We start from the raw sequence: 19513 nt of genomic DNA, 5'->3' as shown, positions 1-19513 counted from the left end.
GTCGTTCAGGTTTGGAAAGCCCTTCGACCCTTGGGCGCCCGAGCCGTGGCATTGCACGCAATTGACCTTGAAGGTAGCTCCGCCGGCCGCTACCGCGAATTCACGCAGCGCGTCGTCGGCTGCAATCTCGGATACGGTCTTCTGCTGGATGGCCGCGACATATTTGCCCTTGGCGGCTTCGGCAGCCGCCAGCTCAATCTTGACAGCGTTGCGGCTGGAATAGCCAAGCACACCCTTGGTCGCGGAAGACAGCATCGGCCAAGCCGGATACGCAATTGTATAAGCCACCGCCCAAGCGACGGTGATGTAGAAGGTTATCACCCACCATCGGGGCAATGGGTTGTTGAGCTCCCTTATCCCGTCCCATTCATGACCGGTCGTTGAGATGCCCGAGACTTCATCGATATGCTCGCTGCTCATGATCAGTCGTCCTTGAGTGGAATCTGGGCGGCTTGATCGGCCAGTGTTTTGCCGCCGGGACGCAAGGCAAAAGCAATGCAGCCGACGAAGAAGAGCGCCATGGCAAGCAGACCCCAGCTGTCCGCGAATTCCCGCATCAAATTATAGCTCATTGCGTCCCCCCTCAGCGGTAGCCGGCTGCATCGTCATAGGTCTTGAAATCGACCAGTGTTCCCAGCATTTGCAGATAGGCGACGAGGGCATCCATCTCGGTGACCTGTTGCGGATTGCCGTCCAGATCACCGACTTTGGCTTTCGGATAGCGTTTCTCGACGCCGGAGGCATCGGCATTCGGGTCGGCCTGGGCCATCAGATCGGCATTGGCGTGCGCGATCATGTCATCGGAGTACGGGACGCCAACACGCGCGTTCGCAACCAGATGCGTCGAGAAGTCCTTCACCTCGATCGGAGCGTCCTTCAGGAACGCATAGCTCGGCATGATCGATTCCGGCACCACGGAACGTGGATCGGAAAGATGTGCGACGTGCCATGCGTTCGAATAGCGGTCACCGACCCGGGCGAGATCGGGCCCGGTGCGCTTCGATCCCCATTGGAAGGGATGATCGTACATCGACTCGGCGGCAAGGCTGTAGTGGCCGTAGCGCTCGACCTCGTCACGGAAAGGCCTGATCATCTGGCTGTGGCAGAGGTAGCAGCCCTCGCGCACATAGATGTTGCGTCCGGCGAGTTCCAGTGGCGAGTAGGGCCGCATGCCTTCGACTTTCTCGATCGTGTTGTCGAGATAGAAGAGCGGCGCAATCTCGACGATGCCGCCGACGGTCACGACAAGAAGAGAGCCAACGAGAAGAAGCGTGGCGTTCTTCTCGATGATCGCGTGTTTGTCCATCAAGCCCATTGTCTGGCTCCCTATTCGGCAGGCCGGAGGGCGGGCTCGGAACCTGGCATTGGTTGCTCTTCGCGCTGGTGGCCAAGAATGGTCATGGTCACGTTCCAGGCCATGAGCAGGGCGCCGGTGAGGTACATCGCACCGCCGATGGCGCGCATGACGTAGAAGGGATGCATGGCGGCGACGGTTTCGGCGAAGGAGTAGACGAGGAAACCCTGCTCGTCGTATTCGCGCCACATCAAGCCCTGCATGATGCCGGAAACCCACATCACCGCGGCGTAGACGACGATTCCGAGCGTCGCCAGCCAGAAGTGCCAGGTGACGAGCCGCAGCGAATAGAGACGTTCACGGTTCCACAGTTTCGGCACCATGTAGTAGATCGCGCCGAACGAGATCATGCCGACCCAGCCAAGCGCGCCGGAATGGACATGGCCGATGGTCCAGTCCGTGTAGTGCGACAGCGAATTGACCGTCTTGATCGACATAATCGGACCTTCGAAGGTCGACATGCCGTAGAAGGCGACTGCCATCACCATCATGCGGATGATCGGATCGGTGCGCAGCTTGTCCCAGGCGCCAGACAGCGTCATCAGGCCATTGATCATACCGCCCCATGACGGCATCCACAGCATGATCGAGAACGCCATGCCGAGCGTCTGCGCCCAGTCGGGTAAGGCGGTGTAATGCAGGTGGTGCGGGCCGGCCCAGATGTAGAGAAAGATGATCGCCCAGAAGTGGACGATCGACAGGCGGTAGGAATAGACCGGCCGGTTCGCCTGCTTGGGCACGAAATAATACATCATGCCGAGGAACCCGGCGGTGAGGAAGAAACCGACGGCGTTGTGGCCATACCACCATTGCGTCAAGGCGTCCTGGACGCCGGAGAAGGCGGAGTAGCTCTTCGAGCCCAGGAACGACGCCGGCATCGACAGATTGTTGACCACATGCAGCATCGCGATTGTCACGATGAAGGACAGGTAGAACCAGTTGGCGACGTAGATATGCGGTTCCTTGCGCTTCAGGATCGTGCCGAGGAACAGGATGAGATAGGCGACCCAGACGATGGTCAGCCAGAGATCCACATACCATTCGGGTTCGGCGTATTCGCGGGCTTCGGTGATGCCGAGCAGGTAGCCGGTCGCGGCCATGACGATGAACAGCTGGTAACCCCAGAACACAAACCAGGCCAGTTTGCCGCCAAACAGCCGGGCGCGGCACGTGCGCTGCACGACATAGAGAGACGTGCAAAGCAAAGCGTTGCCGCCGAAGGCGAAGACGACGCCGGATGTGTGCAGCGGCCGCAGCCGGCCGAAATTGAACCAGGGTTGGATGTTGAGGTGAGGGTATGCCAGCTGCAGGGCAATGATCACACCGACGAGCATGCCGACGACGCCCCAGAATACCGTTGCAATGGCTCCGTAGCGGATCGGGCCATCCATGTAGGCGGAGGTGTCGATCGGAGCCGCCGGCTTGAAATCTGTGTTGCGCAGCAGGATCGCGGTAAAGCCAGCCACGGCGAAGAACAAAACCCCCATATGCTGGCGAAAAGGTCCTTCTACGCCGAAGCCGGCAGCCACCAGGGCCGCAAAAGCAAACAGGCTTAGAACGACGATCTCCGTGCCGAATTTCATGACATGTCCCCGACCAGGATTCCAATGCGCGGACGCCAAATCCGCGGTGCATTAATTCCGTAGTTGCCGCCTGCTCGCCCTGATCCATGTCAGAGCCGCACGATTTTGCTTCGGGCAGCATCGAGTTCGGTGCAATCAGAAGGTGGCGATTTGAACAAGGAAACGCAGCACTGGCCAACCCGCTCATGGACAAGTGCGGCTTTCTCGCGCCAGGCCGGCACAGAGGCGATTCCGGGCGAGGTCATGAAGCTTGCCCATCGGGAAAAGCTGGAGCTCTGCTTCTCGCTGGAAAGCATTGCCGATGCACTGCCGAACGTCGACCGCCTCAAATGTCTTGGAACGGCCAAGAAGATCGTTCCGCTGCTCCGTGACATTCATGGGTTTGAGGAGAGGGTGATTTTCCCTGCGTATGAGGCGCACTTGACTCCGGCCGAGGCCAAACTTGCCTCTACCAGCCGGTTGCGCATCGAGCACCTTGAGGATCAATGCTTCGCTGGCGAGGTGGCCGAAACGCTCCTAGCGATCGGTCATGGTGATCCGATAGAGAGCGCGGAAGCTGTCGGATTCATGCTACGCGGCTTCTTCGAAGGCTTGCGGCGACACATCGCTTTCGAACGCGAGCATGTCCTGCCGCGGATCGTAATAAGCGACGAAGGCCCCGACGCTTAGGTCTCATTCACAAAGGCCGGTTGCCGCGCGCCTCGGCCGCCGCAGCGCTGCTCCAGCCGGCTCATGCTGTCGACCGTTACATGGCGTTTGTTCTCGATCCGGATCACGCCGTCAGCCCGCAATCGCGTAAGCTGGCGGCTCACGGTCTCGTTCGTCAGTCCAAGGAAATCAGAGATGTCGGCACGTGTCAGCGGCAGATCGAAGCATGCCGACCCAGCCGCCGGGTCGATACTGGAATCCATATTCCGGGCGATCATGAGGAGAAAGCTCGCCACCTTCTCCGGTGCGGTCTTGCGCCCGAGAGTCACCATCCATTCAAGTGCCTCGTCGAGTTCGTCCAGCGTCTGCTTGAGCAGGCGATGCTCGAGTCCCGGTGATTCCTTCATTATCCGTTCAACGGCCGCCTTCGGAAACGAGCACAGCGAGACGGAGGTTGCCGCTTCCACATTGATCGTGCTTTTCACCTTGAAGGGCCGTCCCAGAAAATCCGGTGCGAACCGAAGACCGACAATCTGCTGGCGGCCGTCCGAAAGGCACTTCGTCAGCTTCACAACGCCTGAAAGCAAGTTTGAATAGCTGTCGACGGCCTCGGCGTCGGCGATCAGTTCGACCCCCGGCTCGAGCTTGTGCCGCGACGAAGTTTTGGCGAGCCCAACCAAATGGTCTGGATCGAGCGCACCGCAGACGCCGCGATGTCGTGCTGCGCAAGACAGGCAAAGAACGGGAATGCCGGAACTGTGAATGTCTTGCCGTACTGTCATTACGCTCGCGCTACCGATCCCAAGTTTCGGCAGGATAGCAAGCGATGGCAGAGAAATCCTTGCGGCAGTTTGTCCGTGCTGGAGGCTGACCGAAATCAGGGCTTTGGCTCTTAGACGCGTCCAGACTTCCGGCGAGGCAAAAACGGCGGACCACCAAATGAGACCGGAATTAGCTGCCAGGCTTGGCGAGAACGTCCCGCGTTATACCAGTTACCCGACCGCGCCGCATTTCCATCCTGGCGTCGACGCTGATGTCTATCGAAGCTGGTTGAAGGCGCTCGAAAGCGGTGACGAGGTCTCGCTCTACCTGCACATCCCTTATTGCGACCGGCTCTGCTGGTTCTGTGCGTGCCATACAAAGCAGACCCGCCGCTACGAGCCGGTGGCTTCGTATCTCCGCTCGCTTCACGCGGAGATCGCGACTGTCGCCGGTCTTGTCGGCGGCAAGGCCCATGTCCGCGCCGTGCATTTCGGCGGCGGCTCGCCGACCATGCTGAAGCCCGAGGATATGATAGCCTTGGGAACTGTCCTGCGGGATAGCTTCGATTTTCTTGCCGATGCGAAGATCAGCGTCGAAATCGAACCCAACGACATGGACGAAGCCCGCCTTGATACACTTGCCGAGATCGGCATGGCGCGGGCGAGCCTCGGCGTTCAGGATTTCGATCCGAAGGTGCAGAAGGCGATCAACCGCGAGCAGAGCTTTTTGCAGACCAAGGCGGTTGTCGACGGCATTCGCTCTCGCGGCGTAGGGTCCGTGAACCTCGATTTGCTTTACGGCCTGCCGCATCAGACCAGGGAGAGCGTCTGTTCCATCGTGGCGCAGGCGCTGACTCTGGAGCCGGACCGGATGGCGCTGTTCGGCTACGCGCATGTGCCCTGGTTCAAGAAGCATCAGACTATGATCGACGAGGCATGGTTGCCGGGTCCGGCCGAACGGTTCGCTCAGTGGCAAATTGCCGCCCGTCTGATCATGGGCGCCGGATACGAGGCGATTGGAATAGACCATTTCGCCAAGCCGGATGATGCGCTTGCAGTCTCGGCTCGCGCGGGAACAATCCGCCGCAATTTCCAGGGCTACACCGAGGATCGCTGCGAAACACTGATCGGGCTCGGGCCGTCATCGATCAGCCGGTTTCGACAGGGCTATTCGCAGAACATGCCGTCGACAGCCGAATATGGACGCATGGTCGAGGGGGGACATCTGGCCACGGTCCGCGGCATCGCGTTTTCCGATGATGACCGTGTTCGCGGCTGGATCATCGAGCGCTTGATGTGCGATTTCGGCTTTTCAGCAGCCGATCTGGTGGAACGCTTCGGGGAAGCCGGACAAAAGCTTCTTTTCCAAGCAAGCTCCATCGCCATTGGCGACCCTGCTCGACCGCTTGAACTCCAAGGTGACAGTTACGTCGTATCGGCGGAAAGTCGTCCCTTTGTAAGGAGCATTGCAGCGAGGTTCGACAAATATTTCGAAAGTGGAACGGCCAGACACTCGGTGGCAGTCTGAGTGCCACAGACGAACGTCGCCGTCTTCAGTCGATCGCGAACCGACTGCGCCAATCATCGGCGGCCGTCGCATCAACATCGGGGATTCAGAACGATTGTAGAGCGCTTCGACATTCGCAGGAGCCCAGACGAACGAGGTTGCCAGCAATGGAGGACTTCACATCGGCTTGGGCGTGGCGGCGAAAGCCAAATATGACGGCACGATTTAGCGCCTTATACGTGCATTGCGGCCGCTGTCGACCGAACCGGACGCGAATCTGCTACTCGTGCTAATGTGCGCGTTGTTTGCTTGGCTGATCGCGAATGATGATTGCATCTCAAGAACTTGGCGCTTCTCAAGATCGCCGAACCCAGCAGCTAACAATTCGACAGTGTGCATTTGGCGCCACTTTATTGAGGATGAAGCGACGTAGCCGGCGCTATCGCCTGATCACCACCGGCGGCCGCCGCTGCTCCCAGCCCTCGCGCTGCAGTGTCGGTAGGTCGTGCTCCTCGCTGGGATAGCCGACGCAGAAATAGCCGATCAGCGTCCATTCGGGCGGCGTGTCGAGGATACCGGTCATCTCGGCCGGATCGAGGATCGAGACCCAGCCAACACCGATGCCTTCCGCCCGTGCCGCCAGCCACAGTGTGTGCACCGCCATCACCGCCGAATAGTCGATCGTCGCCGGCATGGTCAGGCGTCCGAGCCCGTGGCCTTGCCCGGTCGCGCGGTCGGCGAAGACCGCGAACTGGCAGGGCGCCTCGGCAAGCCCGGCGAGCTTCAGGCGCGCGTAGAGCGCCGCGCGCTCGCCCGAAAAGCATGCCAGCGCCTCGGCGTTGCAGCGCTCGAAGCAGCGTTTCACGGCGTGACGTCGCTCCGGGCTTTCGACGACGACAAAGCGCCAGGGCTGGCTGAGCCCGACAGACGGCGCGACGCTGGCAAGCTCCAGAAGCCGCTCCAGAGTGCCTTCGGCCAGCGGCGCCGGATTGAAGCGCCTGACGTCACGGCGCCACTGCAATAGCGAAACCAGCCCGGCGCGAAACTCTTCGGAAAAATTCGGGCTTGACTTCATTGCGCCGCGTTGCCTTTCCTATAGCCGCCCGGCAGCGCCGGATTTGCTCTTCTGTGCCCCGATCAGGGCGGCGATGAGGCGCGCGAAGCGACGCTCGCGTGTCCGCTTTGTCGCATTCGGAAGCGGCTGGCGGCTACGCCGCCGCAAATGCTGTGACGACGTGGGTATTTCCCAAAGGGCGTCGCATGGCAGAGGGCTGGGACCCGCCGGAATCTGCAGGCAGCGCTCCGCTTTGTATCCGCCCAAGGAGGTTGGATTGTTCGGCCCAGTCTTTCACTGAATGTCAGCGACGTACCCCATTGCGGCTTCCGCTACTCAGCGCTGCGGCTCTTGACCCCCTCTTTGGGATGAGCTCATTCTGAGTAACAACTGCACGGCATTCCCACTTGTCACTAGCCATCAGTGCGGCTAGCACGCCCTGCGTCTGTTCGCGGTATCCGGGCGCCCAGGCAGTTATTTGAGTTCCAGCTGCTCGAAGTTGGCGCATAGGTTCTCACCATGACGGATCGGTAGGCCGCGACCGCCGGGAAATTGGGCAATCGGGCGGCTTGTGGCATTGACCAAACTTTGGCTTCATTACTCGGAACCTGAACCTGACACGCGTCGCGGTTTCTCCGACATGCCGGCAGCCGGAAGGCCTTCCTTTCTGGCCTTGGCAAACGCTCGATCGCCTTCCAGAAACCCTGCCAGCATGAAAGGTATGAGTACCGCTACCGTTTCAGACTCGCCATAGGTCTGGCGGTAAAGCGCCGCATAGTCCTTGAGTGCTTGGTTCAGGTCCGCGCTAACGGTGATGGTCATCTTCGAAGGTGTCCGGTCTGGAAGCTTTCCAAGTTTCAGATCTGCCATGATTACTCCTGTTCAAGCCGGGTATGGGCGCAGCACAAGATCCTTGTGTACAATCACGCGGAGGGGCCAACCGGGGCGGACGATAATGGTGGGTTGAATATTCAGGTTCTTTTCGGTGATGCGCTGGCCGGCTTGACTGATGTTTTGCTGAGTGGATTCCCGGATCGCCTTAACTAGGTCGCTTTCGTTTTCCCCAAAGCTCAACTCGGTACCAACGCCCAGTAGCGTCGCTAGAGCAACTCCCTTGATCAGCTGCCAGGTGTGAAAATCGACCTTGTCCTCAAGCCCGGCATAGCCGGCAGTATCCGTCGCTGGCAGATTGTCGATTTCGATCGAGGAACCGTCGGGCAGAATTATTCGCTGCCAGACCAGCAATGCGCGCCTCTGCCCAAAAGCCACGACGCTGTCATAAGTGCCGATGAGGCGTGAGCCTTGCGGAATGAGCACAATGCTGCCGGTGACTGTGTCGTGCACATTCTCGGTGACCTGCGCGACGACAAGGCCAGGCAAGTCGGAATTTATGCCGGTGACGAGACTGGCCGCGATCACGCTGCCGGCCATCAGTTGGTAGGGTGAGGCCGGCGTCTGCAGCGCGTGCTGATTGTAGATGCCGCTTGTGTTCCGCTGACTGATAAAATCGAGCTTGCGCTGTTGGTTGTTCTGGTCACCCTCGGCTGGAGCAACGGAAGCTGACGCGCGCGTCGCTCCGGATTGCGGAAGCGCCTCAGACGGCTGCTGCGCACTCGGCCCGCCGCCGGCGACATCTGTCTGTCTGGGTCGATTGTCGAGCCGGAACAAGACTTGCGACTCGCGCGCCTCAATTGCTTGCTGGGCAAGGCGCTGCTCCTCGGCGGAGATATCCTGCCCTGGCGCGATGCCGAGCTGACGTTGGCGTTCAAGGATGGGGCGACCAAGGTCGCCGGGCAGTGGCGGTCCGAGCACAGGGGCCTTCGGCATGATCCCGGTATAGTCCTTGGGAAGCGCTTCTAGTCCCTCGGCGGGTGGCTTGCGCTCGGTGTTATAGCGGTCCTCTGCCTGGTGCTTGATACGCCATGCCGGTCCTTGAAGCGCCATCATCGTGACGCCCAGAATGGCACCGGATCCGACTGCAGCGATGGCGACGATCACACCGCGCCTGAATCGGACAGCGCGGCGGGGCGAGGCTCGCAATTGCAGCTGCTCGGGATCGAGTTTCGGCGGCGCATCGGATCGGGAAGTATCGGTCATGAGCGCTCCCCTCACCTGCTGGGCCGCGCAAAGAGCGGAATCCGCCGCGGCGGTTGCCGGCCGTCAGTCCTGGTGATGCAAACCACCTGCTGCTGCTTGCTGCCTAGACGCAGTTCTGCAGCGCCAAAGAGGCGATCGACGATGTAGTAGTTGCCGCGCATGCGATAATTGACGAGCTGGCTGTCCCCATCGGCACCGACGATGAAGAGAGGAGGCGCTTCACCCTGATCAATGCGACGGGGGAATTCGATATAGACCTTGCTGCCATCGTCGAAAGCGCGCGTCGGCCTCCAGGGTGGTGTGTCGCCAGTGATTGAATACCGAAAGCGGATATTCTCGAGCGCCACATTCGAAGCTACCGGCGTGGCAGCCTCGGCTTGAGCGTTGCGCTGGCGTAGCGCGATGATCTGGTCCTCGCTATAGGTCCAAGAGATCGCCGCCATCGAGGTTTTCTCGGTGCTTTGAAGCTGCAAATGGTAGGTGCGTCGTTCTGTGGTGATCACCAGATTGGTGGTAAGCCCCGGCGCGAAGGGTTTTACCAGCACATGGGTGCGCTGATTGTCACCGGTGCCGCTGACGGTATCGCCGATCACCCAACGCACCGTGTCGCCGGCCGACACGGCTGTTAGTTTCTCGCCCGGCTGGAGTGCGATATCGGTGACGCGCTCCGGTGCGGCGTAGAGCTGATAGAGCGCGCCATCGGCGAATGGATAAACCTGAACCGCATTCATGTACCCATACCTGGTAGGTTGCTGCGTCGCTGCTCTATTGGCATCGGAGACCCGTTCTTCAGGAGAGCGCTTGTCTTCGGCCACCCTGCCCGGATTGGGCTGTAGCTGACCGGGTAGCGGCAGCGGCTTTGGCACCTCGACTATCTTGACCGGATTCTCCGGCGGCTTCTCGATTGCGGCTGGTTTGAAATCGGCAGCATCATAGGAAATCTCAGGCGGTGGTACCGGCTTCGACGCGCAGGCGGAGAGGACCGCTGTAGAGGCCGACAGGATCAGCACGGCACGGACCGACGACATTCTATTCTTCATTGGTGGACTCCTTTTGGGGAAACGGACGTCGGCGCAGCACTGTCGAGCTCGCGCGACCAATCGATGGCGTTGATGAAGACGCCGAGCGGGTTGTTGCGCAGTTGGTCAGTATTGCTTGGCGGGCGGATCACGATGGTGAGGATCGCGATCCAGCGCGTCGTGCTGGCAAGGCTGCCGCGCTCAAAAACCTGCTCGGCCCATTTGACCTGGAACGAGCTGTCGGAAGCCCTGACCACGCTGGTCACTTGCACCGACACGCTGCGTGTGCCGATCTGACCGAAAGGATCGTTCGCCTTGGCGTACTCGTTGAGAAAGAGCGCCGCGCGGTCGGTGGCGAAGTCATAGGCCGAAAGCCAGTTCTGCCGCACCAGCACCGGATCGGTGGAAACGGAACGGACATTCTGAATGAAGCGGCCGAGGTGCCACGCGATCTGGGCATCGGAGGGCTCGTAGTCCCGGATTGCCGGCGCAACGGCGCGTGCCTCGCCGAAGCCGTCGACCTCGACGACGTAAGGCACGACGCGGCTCTGGATCGACTGCCACACGAGTCCGCCGGAAAGTCCGGCCGCCAAGGTCAGACAGCCAAGAGCCATGAACCGCCAGTTGCGGGCCTGCACTCGAGATGAGCCTATGCGCTCGTCCCAGAGCTGCGCGGCCTTCTGATACGGCGTGACCGGCTCGGGCGTCTTGCCGTAACGTTGAATGGGTCGCTTGAATAGCATTTAGTCGTCCTTGTCGTTGAGAGAGGGATTGGCGCTGCCTCCCGGCCTGTCGCCTTCACGGACGGCCTGCATGGCGGCGTGACGGTGGGCACGGGCTGTCTGTTCGGAACGCAGGCGCCTGGCCCAGCCGGGCGCGGCATCAGCGACCGGACCAGTAGGGCTTCCGGTCAGGGATGCGGTCGGCGCACCACCGGTCGCGGTCCAGGCAGCTTCGCGCCCGGCATCAACGCTGCGCCCGAAGCCTCCTGCGGCAGATCGTGCCGCCCGCATTGCGGCGCCGCCGGCGGCGCTGGTCACACCATGCATTCCAGCAGCTACACCGGGCAGGCCGAACTCGGGCGATGTTGCGCGCTCCATCTGCCAGGCGGTAGAAGCCGCTAACCCCATGGTCGTGCCGGCACGGAGTGCGGTGAGACCGCTGCCGGTTGCCATGCGCGCGCCGGCAAATGCTGCGCCTGCGGCAACGAGCGATGCACCGGCTGCGGCTGCCGTGGTTCCAAGTGCGGCGCCCGCGCCAAGCTGCGGCGCGCCCGAGACAAGACCGGAGGCTATCCCAGGTCCGAAAATGCCGAGACCAAGGAGCGCCAAGGCGCCCAGGACCTGTGACATGGCGGCGGCCAGATCCGGCTCCTTGCCTTGCAGCGCGGAAGCGAACTCGCCAAAGAGCGTGGAGCCGATGCCGATGATGACGGCCAACACCATTACCTTGATGCCCGACGAGATGACATTGCCGAGCACGCGCTCGGCGAGAAACGCTGACCGGTTCCAAAGCGCGAAGGGCACAAGAATGAATCCGGCCAGAGTGGTGAGTTTGAATTCGAGGATGGTGATGAAGAGTTGGATGGAGAGGATGAAGAAGGCGATGATGACCAGGAACCAGGCCACGAGCAGCACGAAGATGGTGAGCGCGTTGCCGAAGATTTCTGGGAAGCCGAGAAGCTGGCTTGCCTGATCGAGAAGCGGCCAGGCGCCCTCGAAACCGGTTGCGGCAATGCGACCCGGATGCAGGAGATTGTCGGCGGAGAGATTGCCGGATGACGCATTGATGCCGAGACCGGCAAAAGACCGATAAATGATGTCGGCGAGGTTCTTGAAGTTATTCAAGATGAAGGCAAAGACGCCGACATAGAGCACTTTGCGGATGAGCCGGCCGAATATGTTGGGTTCGCCGCCGAATGCCCAGGCGAGGCCGGCAAGTGTGACGTCGATGCCGATCAGGGTCGTGGTAAGGAAGGCGACATCGCCCGAGAGCAGACCGAACCCGCTATCGATGTAGCGGATGAAGGTCTCCATGAAGCGATCAATGACCCCAAGGTCGTTCATGCCGCCTTCCTCGTCGTCAAGAGATTGGTGATCAGTTGCCGGGATAGGCCGTGCCTGTGCCGAGGAAGCGCTTTGTCGTCTCGCGCGCGGCCTCCTCGGACTGCGCCTTGCGCGCCGCATCCTCGGCCTCAGCGCGGAACTGCGTTGCGAGCAGCGTTTGGATCTGCATCTGCTGCTTGGTCGAAAGCGCAAGGAGCTGGTTAGTGGCCTGACTTGCCTGAAGCGCACCGGCCGCGCCTTGGCTGCGGTTGACGAGATCGGCAAGCAGGTCGCCATCACCGCGAACATTCTCGACGATCTGCGACTGAACACCCATGGTCTGACGGAATGCCTGCATTGCGCTTTGCCAGCGGTCACGTGCGGCGCTCGCTACATCGCTGACCTTGATCGTGGCGTCGTAGCTTTCCGGATATTGATTACGCCACTGGTCCTGAAGCTTGTTGAGATCAAAGCTCAGGCCACTTGCCTGGTCCATCAGACCGTCGATCCGTTGGAGCGAGCCGGTAAGCTGACCCACGGAAGAAAAATCCAGACTCTGAAGATTGCGTGCCATGTTCTGCAGCACGGTCGCCTGGTTCTGGAGCGACTGGATCTGGTTGTTGATCTGCTCCAGAGAGCGCGCCGCCGTGAGCACGTTCTGTGCGTAGTTCGACGGATCGAACACGATGAGCGCGTAGGCCGGCTGCACGTAGTCGGCCATCGGCTTGGCGATCAACGAAAGGGTGATCAGGCCCGAGAGAAAGCGGCGCCGCATCATGACGATTGCTCCTTGGTTGGTTGAGGGAATTGCTGGAGAAGCTCGGCCGCCCAATCGAGGCCGCGGGCGCCGAGGAAGCGAAAGACAAAGCTGTCCTGCCCGTGCTCGGACAGGACCCTGTCGATCAGGCTTTGCGCGGCTGGACCCGAGGCGCCGCAAAGTGCAAGCGCGATGGGGCCGAGCCCGAGCTCGAAGAGACGGTTGCCGCAGCGCGACTGCAAATAGTAGTGCCGCTTCGGCGTGGCCCGGGCGATCAGTTCAATCTGCCGGTCGTTGAGACCGAAGCGCTCATAGGCAGTCCGTGCCTGCGGTTCCACGGCACGATCATTGGGGAGAAAAATGCGCTGTGGGCAGCTCTCGATGATCGCCGGCGCTATTGCAGAGCCGGCGATGTCGGCAAGCGACTGCGTGGCGAAGATCACCGATACGTTCTTCTTTCGCAGCACCTTCAGCCATTCGCGGATGCGGGCAGCAAAAAGCGGATTGTCGAGATAGACCCAGGCCTCATCGAGCATGAGCAGCGTCGGTCGCCCGTCGAACCGCTCCTCAAGGCGATGGAAGAGGTAGGTGAGCACAGGCAGCACAGCGCTTTGGCTATGCATCAGCTCCTCGGTCTCGAAGCACTGCACATCCGACAAGGCCAGCCGATCGTCGTCGGCATCGAGCAATCGGCCGAAGGGACCGTCGAGCGTGTAGGGCATTAAGGCGGACTTCAGTGCATTGGACTGAAGCAGGACCGACAGACCGGTCAGCGTGCGCTCCCGCGCCGGCGCGGTGGCGAGGCTGTTGAGCGCCGACCAGATCGCCTCCTTCACCTCCGGCGTGAGGGTGACGTTCTCATGGGCAATCAGGCCGGCGATCCATTCAGCTGCCCAGCTGCGCCTGCCCTGATCACCGATATTGCGCAGTGGCTGGAAGGCAAGCGCACCGTCCGAACCCAAGACATGATGCTCTCCACCCATGGCAAGCGTTGCCGCGCGCGCCGAATTGCCTTTGTCGAAGACATAGACCTGCGCGCCGGCATAGCGACGAAACTGCAGGGCGATCAGGGCAAGCAGAACCGATTTTCCGGCGCCGGTCGGTCCAACGATCAGCATGTGGCCGACATCTTCGACATGGGAAGAAAGCCGGAACGGAGTCGACCCGCTGGTTTCGGCGATGAGGAGCGGCGGGGCCTCTCGTCCAGTGACTTCAGCCAGATGCTCGTTCGCCGCAGGACCGGCCCACACCGAGGAAAGCGGCATGAGATGGGCAAGGTTCAGCGTGTGAACGAGCGGCTGACGAACGTTGGCATAGACATGACCCGGCAGCGAGCCGAGCCAGGCTTCGACCGCATTGACGCTTTCGCGGATGGTGGTGAACCCGAGCCCATTGATGATGCGCTCGACCGCGCGAAGTTTCTCAGCGGCGGCTTGGCGATCCTCGTCCCATACCGTCACCGTTGCAGTGAGATACCCGAAGGCGACATGATCGCCGCCCAACGCCTGAAGTGCTTCATCGGCGTCGAGCGCCTTATTGTCGGCGTCGCTGTCGACGAGCGGAACGGGTTCGTTGCTTACAACCTCGCGCAGGATTGCGACGATCGATTTGCGCTTGGCAAACCACTGCCGGCGCAAGCGGGTCAGCGTCTTGGTGGCCTCGGTCTTGCCGAGCGGAATGAAGCGCGTCATCCAGCGATAGGCGAAATCCTGATGATTGAGGGCATCGAGGATTCCGGGCCGGGTGAGGTTCGGAAAGCCGAGGATGGTAAGTGTGCGAAGATGTTGCTCACCCAGCATCGGCTCCAAGCCGCCGGTAAGCGGCACATCGACCAGGATGCCGTCCAGATGCATTGGCGTTTCCGGCACGGCGACCGGATGGCGGCGGGTCGAGATCGTGTCGTGCAGGTATGTCAGCGTCTCGGCGTCATCGAGCGGACGCACTTCGGGCATGAAGCCCGACAGAAGATCCAGCACACGGTCGGTCTCGTCACGGAACCGCGCCATCTCCTGGCGCCAGTCTCTTTCGCCTTCTGAATGATGCGAGTCGACGAGCGCGCTTTCCGCCCGCGCCTGGGCGTCCGGTGGCGGCATGGACAGCAAGGTCAGGTGATAGCGGCTCTCGAAATGCGCGACCTTGCCTTCGAAGGCAGCACGCCGTTCTTCATCAACCAGCCATGACGCCGCGTCCGGGAAACGCGAGGACGGATAGCCCAGCGCTTCGATGCGCTCGGTCTCGAAAAACAATGTCCAGCCGGAGCCAAGGCGTCTAAGCGCATTGTTGGCCCGGGCGCAGATGCCGATGAGTTCGGCTTCGGTCGAGCTTTCCAGATCGGGCCCGCGAAACCGAATAGTCCGCTGAACGCTGCCGTCCTTGTTGAGCACGATGCCGGGCGCCACCAGTGCTGCCCAGGGCAGATGGTCGGCAAGCCGGTCGGCCTTGCCGCGATATTCCGAAAGGTTCAGCATGCGAGCCATCCCCTCAGGCGAAGGTGACGGACAAGCACGCTGGCAAAGTCGGGATCGCGCCTTGCGGCAAAGACCGCGAGCGTGTGGCCGCCAAGCCAGAGCACTAGCCCGGCAATCCATTGCTGCAAGCCTAGTCCGATGGCCGCAGCCACCGTGCCGTTGAGGATCGCCACCGCCCGCGGCGCGCCGCCCAGCAGGATCGGTTCAGTCAAGGCCCGGTGAACGGGAACCTCGAAGCCCTCGATATGTTGCACTCCGGCGGCCATCAGACGAGCGTCCCGCCGCCGAAGGAGAAGAACGAGAGGAAGAAGCTCGATGCGGCGAAGGCGATCGACAGGCCGAAGACGATCTGAATCAGCCGGCGGAAACCGCCTGCAGTATCGCCGAAGGCAAGGGTCAGGCCGGTGGTGATGATGATGATCACCGCGACGATTTTGGCGACCGGTCCCTGCACCGATTCCAGGATCTGCTGCAGCGGCTGTTCCCAAGGCATGCCGGAGCCGGCAGCGTGCGCCGGAACTGTGAGAAGAAACGCGAGCGCGGCAAACGAAAGAAAGCGGAGCTTCTTGCGCATAAGGGGGCCTTTCAGAGTTGCTGGAGTTGCTGAGGCGTGAGTGGGGTGACGGCGTAGTCGCCGCTGCCGTCGAGACCTGTGACCTCAGCGATTGCATCGATGTGGCGCGACGAGCCGCGCCCCGCGATGAAGACGATGAGATCGATGGCATCGGCGATGAGGCGGCGCGGCACGGTGACGACAGCTTCCTGTGCAAGCTGCTCGATGCGATAGAGGGCAGAGCGCGCCGAATTGGCATGAACCGTGGCGATGCCGCCGGGGTGCCCGGTGTTCCATGCCTTGAGCATGTCCAGCGCTTCCGCGCCCCTGACTTCACCGACGATGATGCGGTCGGGGCGGAGCCGGAGCGTCGAGCGCACGAGATCGGCGAGTGTGACCGAGCCCCGCCTGGTTCTCAGGGCAACGCAGTCCTTTGCTGCGCATTGCAGTTCGCGGGTGTCCTCGATGAGGATCACTCGCTCGTCGCATTCGGCGACTTCGGCCAGCAGCGCATTGGCAAGCGTCGTCTTACCCGACGACGTGCCTCCGGCGACAAGGATGTTGCGCCGTTCTCGGACTGCCTTTATCAACGCATCGGCCTGCAGCGGCAACATGATGCGATCGGCAACATAGTTGGCCAGCGTGTAGAGCTTTGCGGCTGGTTTGCGGATGGCAAAGCAAGGCGCCAGCACGACAGGCGGCAGCAGTCCCTCGAAGCGTTCGCCCGATGGCAATTCGGCGCTGACAATCGGATTGTCCGCATGCGCCTCGGCACGCACGTGGGAAGCGACCAGGCGGATGATGCGTTCCGCCTCGGAAGGATGCATATGCACGGCCGTATCGATTCGGCCTTCTCCCAGCCGGTCGAGCCGCAGCGCACCATCGGGATTGACCATCACCTCGATGACCAATGGATCGGCCAGCGCCTCAGTGATCGTCGGACCCATGGCGGTGCGCAGCATGGCGCGGCGTCGGTGGTCGGCCTCTGGATGAGTGCTCATCCTTCCCCTCCTCCGCCATTGTCTTTGCCAAACGAGCGTTTCCCCGATGCGATCTGGCGACCGACCTGCTCGACGAATTTGTCGAAACGCTCCTGAGCAATCGCCTGCGTCGCCTTGTCCGGAACAGGCGTGTGGGCATGAAGCGTGATCGAAAAGCGGATGAAGAGCGCCAAGCTTTCCAATGTCATGTCGACATCGCGCCTGACGTGACTGAGGTCGCGGGAAAGACGGTCCAGCCTCATGCCATAGCGCCGATCGAGTTCATTCTCGCCACGCCGCTCGATGAAAGCTTCTACGGCCTTCGCGACGACCGCGGATTTTGTGGTCGAGGGATCGCGGCTGAGGTTGTCCAGCTTCTCGCTCAATTCCGGTTCGAGCAGAAACTGGTGACGAATGCGGTGGGGCTTCATGCGCTTGTTCCAACTGGCCGGCGCTGGCGGGCCGGCGGCGGAACAAGCATTATCGAGATGCCCAAAATTGCTTACGGCCGTTATCTACGCTGAGATACGCCCGAGCTGCGGAAAGCGTTCAGAAGCCGGGGACGATATCCTTATCATCGTCCCTTCCCTCGTTGATGCCATAGGCACCTGCGACGGTGGAGATCCGGTCCATGACGCGCTTGTCCGCCATCGCCTCGCTATCATCGTCTGCGGGTCTGGACAGATCGTCCTGGTCCGGTTCCTGGGTGACGGCGGTATGTTCTTCGGGTAGGCCAGGATGGCGCTGCTGCTGAACACCTCCCTCGTCCGCAAGCGCGGCGCCAGCGCTTTCATCGTCGGACGCAAGACGACGGTCGACGCCGCGTACTTGCCCAGTCCAATCGTCCGGCCGCGACATCGGGCAGTCCGCGTAGGGTCCGTCGCGCAACACCGGCGAAGGCAGCACCCGCTCGGTGAAATTGTGATCCTCATAGTATCGCAGCTTTTTGGCCCGGATGGGGGGCAATCCCGAAACCAGCACCAGTTCGTCCGCGGGCGGCAATTGCATCACCTCGCCCGGTGTCAGCAGCGGGCGGGCGGTTTCCTGACGGCTCACCATGACATGCGAGAGCCAAGGTGCCAGCCGGTGGCCCGCATAGTTGCGCATGGATCTGAGTTCCGTGGCCGTGCCAAGCGCGTCCGAGATTCGCTTGGCCGTGCGCTCATCATTGGAGGAAAAGGCAATTCGCAAATGGCAGTTGTCCAGAATGGCGTTGTTGTCGCCATACGCCTTGGAGATCTGGTTCAACGATTGCGCGATCAAGTAGGCACGAATTCCGTAACCGGCCATAAACGCGAGCGCGGTCTCAAAGAAGTCGAGGCGACCGAGCGCCGGAAACTCATCCAGCATCATGAGCAGTTGATGCTTGCGGCTCTTCTTTGGGTCACCCTCGAGGCGCTCCGTCAGCCGCCTGCCGATCTGGTTCAGGATCAGTCGCACCAAGGGCTTGGTGCGCGAGATGTCCGATGGCGGCACGACCAGATAGAGCGACATCGGCCACTCCGCATCCATCAGATCGGCAATGCGCCAGTCGCAGTCCGATGTTACCGCCGCCACGGTCGGATCACGGTAGAGGCCGAGAAAAGACATGGCGGTCGAGAGGACGCCTGAACGTTCGTTCTCCGATTTGTTCAACACCTCTCGTGCCGCCGAGGCCACGACGGGATGGACCTGAGGCTTATTGGCCGAGCCGAGATGGTTGGTCGTCATCATTCGCCGCAAAGTCGCGGCAAACGAGCGTTGCGGGTCCGACAGAAAGGTGGCGACGCGGGCAAGAGTCTTTTCCTCTTCGGCGTAGAGCACGTGCAAGATAGCGCCGACGAGGAGTGAATGACTGGTCTTCTCCCAATGATTCCGCCGCTCCAGCGCGCCTTCCGGATCGACTAGAATGTCGGCGATGTTTTGGACATCGCGAATCTCGTCCGAACCTTTGCGTACCTCCAGCAGCGGGTTGTAGCGGGCCGATCGCGGATCAGTCGGATTGAACAAAAGGCAATGCGAGAACCTCGACCGCCAGCCGGAGCTCAGCTGCCAGTTCTCGCCTTTGATGTCGTGAATGACGGCCGAGCCGGACCAGGAGAGAAGGGTTGGGACAACCAGTCCGACGCCCTTGCCGGAACGTGTCGGCGCAAAGGCCATGACGTGCTCAGGCCCGTCATGACGCAGATACCGGTCCTTCAGTTTGCCGAGGAAGACGCCTGCCGGCTGAAACAGCCCTGCTTTCTCGATCTCCCGCGTCGCCGCCCATCGAGAGGAGCCATAGGTGGTGACCAAGCCGCGCTGGCGCGCGCGCCAGAGGGAACCAGCGATCGCAGCGGCACAGCCCATGAATCCACTGGTGCCCGCAAGCATGCCCGCCTTGTCGAATACCTCGGGCGCATAGGCATCGAATTGGAACCACCATTCCAACAGTTTCCACGGCTCGTAGATCGGCCAGCCAGCCGCGACAAACCATGGCGCGCCGAGTTGTTCCTGAAAGGCTAGCATATGAGCGCACCATTGCGTGGCAGCCCACACGCCGAGGAGAACGATGGCGAACACAATGGCGATCTGCCCAATCAGAAGCTTCGTGGGCGTCACTGGCTTGCTCCGCTGTTCTGGAGAGATGGATCGAGCATCGCCCGGGACGGCCGGAACAGGAATGCGCCCTATGTACGACTTGGTGCGATGAGAGGCTGTTTGGCGCG

At 61.3% G+C, this 19513-nt stretch carries 20 protein-coding genes; 2 read left to right on the top strand and 18 right to left on the bottom strand.

Annotated elements, in window-relative coordinates; genetic code table 11:
• The 4 genes from C9427_RS06045 to ccoN all read right to left on the bottom strand — a co-directional run.
• On the bottom strand, positions 1 to 420 hold a 420-nt coding region (locus C9427_RS06045), incomplete at its 3' end, for a cbb3-type cytochrome c oxidase N-terminal domain-containing protein (RefSeq protein ID WP_280954148.1).
• Positions 421 to 422: 2 nt separating this feature from the next.
• A complete protein-coding gene (locus C9427_RS06040) occupies positions 423 to 572 on the bottom strand; it encodes a CcoQ/FixQ family Cbb3-type cytochrome c oxidase assembly chaperone (protein ID WP_006329243.1) in 150 nt (49 codons plus the stop codon).
• 11 nt (positions 573 to 583) lie between these two features.
• Positions 584 to 1315: a cytochrome-c oxidase, cbb3-type subunit II gene (gene ccoO, locus C9427_RS06035; protein WP_027056289.1), complete on the bottom strand. Its 732-nt coding sequence runs from the start codon at positions 1313 to 1315 to the stop codon at positions 584 to 586.
• 11 nt (positions 1316 to 1326) lie between these two features.
• Positions 1327 to 2937 (bottom strand): cytochrome-c oxidase, cbb3-type subunit I, encoded by a 1611-nt coding sequence (gene ccoN / locus C9427_RS06030; RefSeq protein ID WP_097572454.1) that lies wholly within the window; start codon positions 2935 to 2937, stop codon positions 1327 to 1329.
• 129 nt (positions 2938 to 3066) lie between these two features.
• On the opposite strand from ccoN, the gene C9427_RS06025 reads away from it, so the two are divergent.
• A complete protein-coding gene (locus C9427_RS06025; protein WP_107648235.1) occupies positions 3067 to 3606 on the top strand; it encodes a hemerythrin domain-containing protein in 540 nt (179 codons plus the stop codon).
• On the opposite strand, the gene C9427_RS06020 is transcribed toward C9427_RS06025, so the two are convergent.
• Positions 3603 to 4367 (bottom strand): Crp/Fnr family transcriptional regulator, encoded by a 765-nt coding sequence (locus C9427_RS06020; protein ID WP_107648234.1) that lies wholly within the window; start codon positions 4365 to 4367, stop codon positions 3603 to 3605. The genes C9427_RS06025 and C9427_RS06020 overlap by 4 nt on opposite strands.
• 157 nt (positions 4368 to 4524) lie before the next feature.
• On the opposite strand from C9427_RS06020, the gene hemN reads away from it, so the two are divergent.
• Positions 4525 to 5874, top strand: coding sequence for an oxygen-independent coproporphyrinogen III oxidase (hemN, locus tag C9427_RS06015; protein ID WP_107648233.1), 1350 nt, complete (start codon positions 4525 to 4527; stop codon positions 5872 to 5874).
• Positions 5875 to 6292: 418 nt separating this feature from the next.
• On the opposite strand, the gene bluB is transcribed toward hemN, so the two are convergent.
• The 13 genes from bluB to C9427_RS05950 all read right to left on the bottom strand — a co-directional run bounded on the left by bluB (position 6293) and on the right by C9427_RS05950 (position 19406).
• Positions 6293 to 6928 (bottom strand): 5,6-dimethylbenzimidazole synthase, encoded by a 636-nt coding sequence (gene bluB / locus C9427_RS06010; RefSeq protein WP_107648232.1) that lies wholly within the window; start codon positions 6926 to 6928, stop codon positions 6293 to 6295.
• A gap of 576 nt (positions 6929 to 7504) precedes the next feature.
• Positions 7505 to 7777 carry a DUF2274 domain-containing protein gene (locus C9427_RS06005; RefSeq protein WP_107648231.1) on the bottom strand — a complete coding sequence of 91 codons (273 nt, stop codon included), beginning with the start codon at positions 7775 to 7777 and terminating at the stop codon, positions 7505 to 7507.
• A gap of 12 nt (positions 7778 to 7789) precedes the next feature.
• A complete protein-coding gene (locus C9427_RS06000) occupies positions 7790 to 9004 on the bottom strand; it encodes a TraB/TrbI/VirB10 family type IV secretion system protein (RefSeq protein WP_107648230.1) in 1215 nt (404 codons plus the stop codon).
• A gap of 11 nt (positions 9005 to 9015) precedes the next feature.
• Positions 9016 to 10044, bottom strand: coding sequence for a P-type conjugative transfer protein TrbG (gene trbG, locus C9427_RS05995; protein ID WP_107648229.1), 1029 nt, complete (start codon positions 10042 to 10044; stop codon positions 9016 to 9018).
• On the bottom strand, positions 10041 to 10766 hold the full coding sequence (gene trbF, locus C9427_RS05990) for a conjugal transfer protein TrbF (RefSeq protein ID WP_107648228.1): 726 nt from the start codon (positions 10764 to 10766) through the stop codon (positions 10041 to 10043). The genes trbG and trbF overlap by 4 nt, the downstream gene beginning before the upstream one ends.
• A complete protein-coding gene (gene trbL, locus C9427_RS05985) occupies positions 10767 to 12089 on the bottom strand; it encodes a P-type conjugative transfer protein TrbL (protein WP_107648227.1) in 1323 nt (440 codons plus the stop codon).
• A gap of 31 nt (positions 12090 to 12120) precedes the next feature.
• Positions 12121 to 12846, bottom strand: a complete 726-nt coding sequence (gene trbJ / locus C9427_RS05980) for a P-type conjugative transfer protein TrbJ (RefSeq protein ID WP_065004902.1) — start codon at positions 12844 to 12846, stop codon at positions 12121 to 12123.
• Positions 12843 to 15293, bottom strand: coding sequence for a conjugal transfer protein TrbE (gene trbE, locus C9427_RS05975; RefSeq protein ID WP_107648237.1), 2451 nt, complete (start codon positions 15291 to 15293; stop codon positions 12843 to 12845). The genes trbJ and trbE overlap by 4 nt, the downstream gene beginning before the upstream one ends.
• A complete protein-coding gene (locus C9427_RS05970) occupies positions 15287 to 15559 on the bottom strand; it encodes a VirB3 family type IV secretion system protein (RefSeq protein WP_006329217.1) in 273 nt (90 codons plus the stop codon). The genes trbE and C9427_RS05970 overlap by 7 nt, the downstream gene beginning before the upstream one ends.
• Positions 15559 to 15867: a TrbC/VirB2 family type IV secretion system protein gene (locus tag C9427_RS05965; protein ID WP_107648226.1), complete on the bottom strand. Its 309-nt coding sequence runs from the start codon at positions 15865 to 15867 to the stop codon at positions 15559 to 15561. The genes C9427_RS05970 and C9427_RS05965 overlap by 1 nt, the downstream gene beginning before the upstream one ends.
• A gap of 11 nt (positions 15868 to 15878) precedes the next feature.
• Positions 15879 to 16847 carry a P-type conjugative transfer ATPase TrbB gene (gene trbB / locus C9427_RS05960; protein WP_107648225.1) on the bottom strand — a complete coding sequence of 323 codons (969 nt, stop codon included), beginning with the start codon at positions 16845 to 16847 and terminating at the stop codon, positions 15879 to 15881.
• A complete protein-coding gene (locus C9427_RS05955) occupies positions 16844 to 17257 on the bottom strand; it encodes a hypothetical protein (protein ID WP_006329210.1) in 414 nt (137 codons plus the stop codon). Before C9427_RS05955 ends, trbB begins: the two co-directional genes overlap by 4 nt.
• A 118-nt stretch (positions 17258 to 17375) precedes the next feature.
• A complete protein-coding gene (locus C9427_RS05950; RefSeq protein WP_107648224.1) occupies positions 17376 to 19406 on the bottom strand; it encodes a conjugal transfer protein TraG in 2031 nt (676 codons plus the stop codon).
• Positions 19407 to 19513 lie beyond the last annotated feature (107 nt).

Source organism: Mesorhizobium helmanticense (assembly GCF_003034915.1).
GTDB lineage: Bacteria > Pseudomonadota > Alphaproteobacteria > Rhizobiales > Rhizobiaceae > Mesorhizobium > Mesorhizobium helmanticense.
Note: the sequence above shows the minus strand (reverse complement) of the source record. Positions and strands in the feature narration are given on the sequence as shown.

Coding starts and splice junctions, on each gene's coding strand:
- C9427_RS05955 (WP_006329210.1), bottom strand. CDS start 17,257: ATGAAGCCCCACCGCATTCGTCACCAGTTTCTGCTCGAACCGGAATTG.
- trbF (WP_107648228.1), bottom strand. CDS start 10,766: ATGCTATTCAAGCGACCCATTCAACGTTACGGCAAGACGCCCGAGCCG.
- ccoO (WP_027056289.1), bottom strand. CDS start 1,315: ATGGGCTTGATGGACAAACACGCGATCATCGAGAAGAACGCCACGCTT.
- C9427_RS06040 (WP_006329243.1), bottom strand. CDS start 572: ATGAGCTATAATTTGATGCGGGAATTCGCGGACAGCTGGGGTCTGCTT.
- C9427_RS06020 (WP_107648234.1), bottom strand. CDS start 4,367: ATGACAGTACGGCAAGACATTCACAGTTCCGGCATTCCCGTTCTTTGC.
- trbG (WP_107648229.1), bottom strand. CDS start 10,044: ATGAAGAATAGAATGTCGTCGGTCCGTGCCGTGCTGATCCTGTCGGCC.
- trbE (WP_107648237.1), bottom strand. CDS start 15,293: ATGCTGAACCTTTCGGAATATCGCGGCAAGGCCGACCGGCTTGCCGAC.
- trbB (WP_107648225.1), bottom strand. CDS start 16,847: ATGAGCACTCATCCAGAGGCCGACCACCGACGCCGCGCCATGCTGCGC.
- C9427_RS06000 (WP_107648230.1), bottom strand. CDS start 9,004: ATGACCGATACTTCCCGATCCGATGCGCCGCCGAAACTCGATCCCGAG.
- hemN (WP_107648233.1), top strand. CDS start 4,525: ATGAGACCGGAATTAGCTGCCAGGCTTGGCGAGAACGTCCCGCGTTAT.
- trbJ (WP_065004902.1), bottom strand. CDS start 12,846: ATGATGCGGCGCCGCTTTCTCTCGGGCCTGATCACCCTTTCGTTGATC.
- C9427_RS05965 (WP_107648226.1), bottom strand. CDS start 15,867: ATGCGCAAGAAGCTCCGCTTTCTTTCGTTTGCCGCGCTCGCGTTTCTT.
- C9427_RS05970 (WP_006329217.1), bottom strand. CDS start 15,559: ATGGCCGCCGGAGTGCAACATATCGAGGGCTTCGAGGTTCCCGTTCAC.
- C9427_RS06005 (WP_107648231.1), bottom strand. CDS start 7,777: ATGGCAGATCTGAAACTTGGAAAGCTTCCAGACCGGACACCTTCGAAG.
- ccoN (WP_097572454.1), bottom strand. CDS start 2,937: ATGAAATTCGGCACGGAGATCGTCGTTCTAAGCCTGTTTGCTTTTGCG.
- trbL (WP_107648227.1), bottom strand. CDS start 12,089: ATGAACGACCTTGGGGTCATTGATCGCTTCATGGAGACCTTCATCCGC.
- bluB (WP_107648232.1), bottom strand. CDS start 6,928: ATGAAGTCAAGCCCGAATTTTTCCGAAGAGTTTCGCGCCGGGCTGGTT.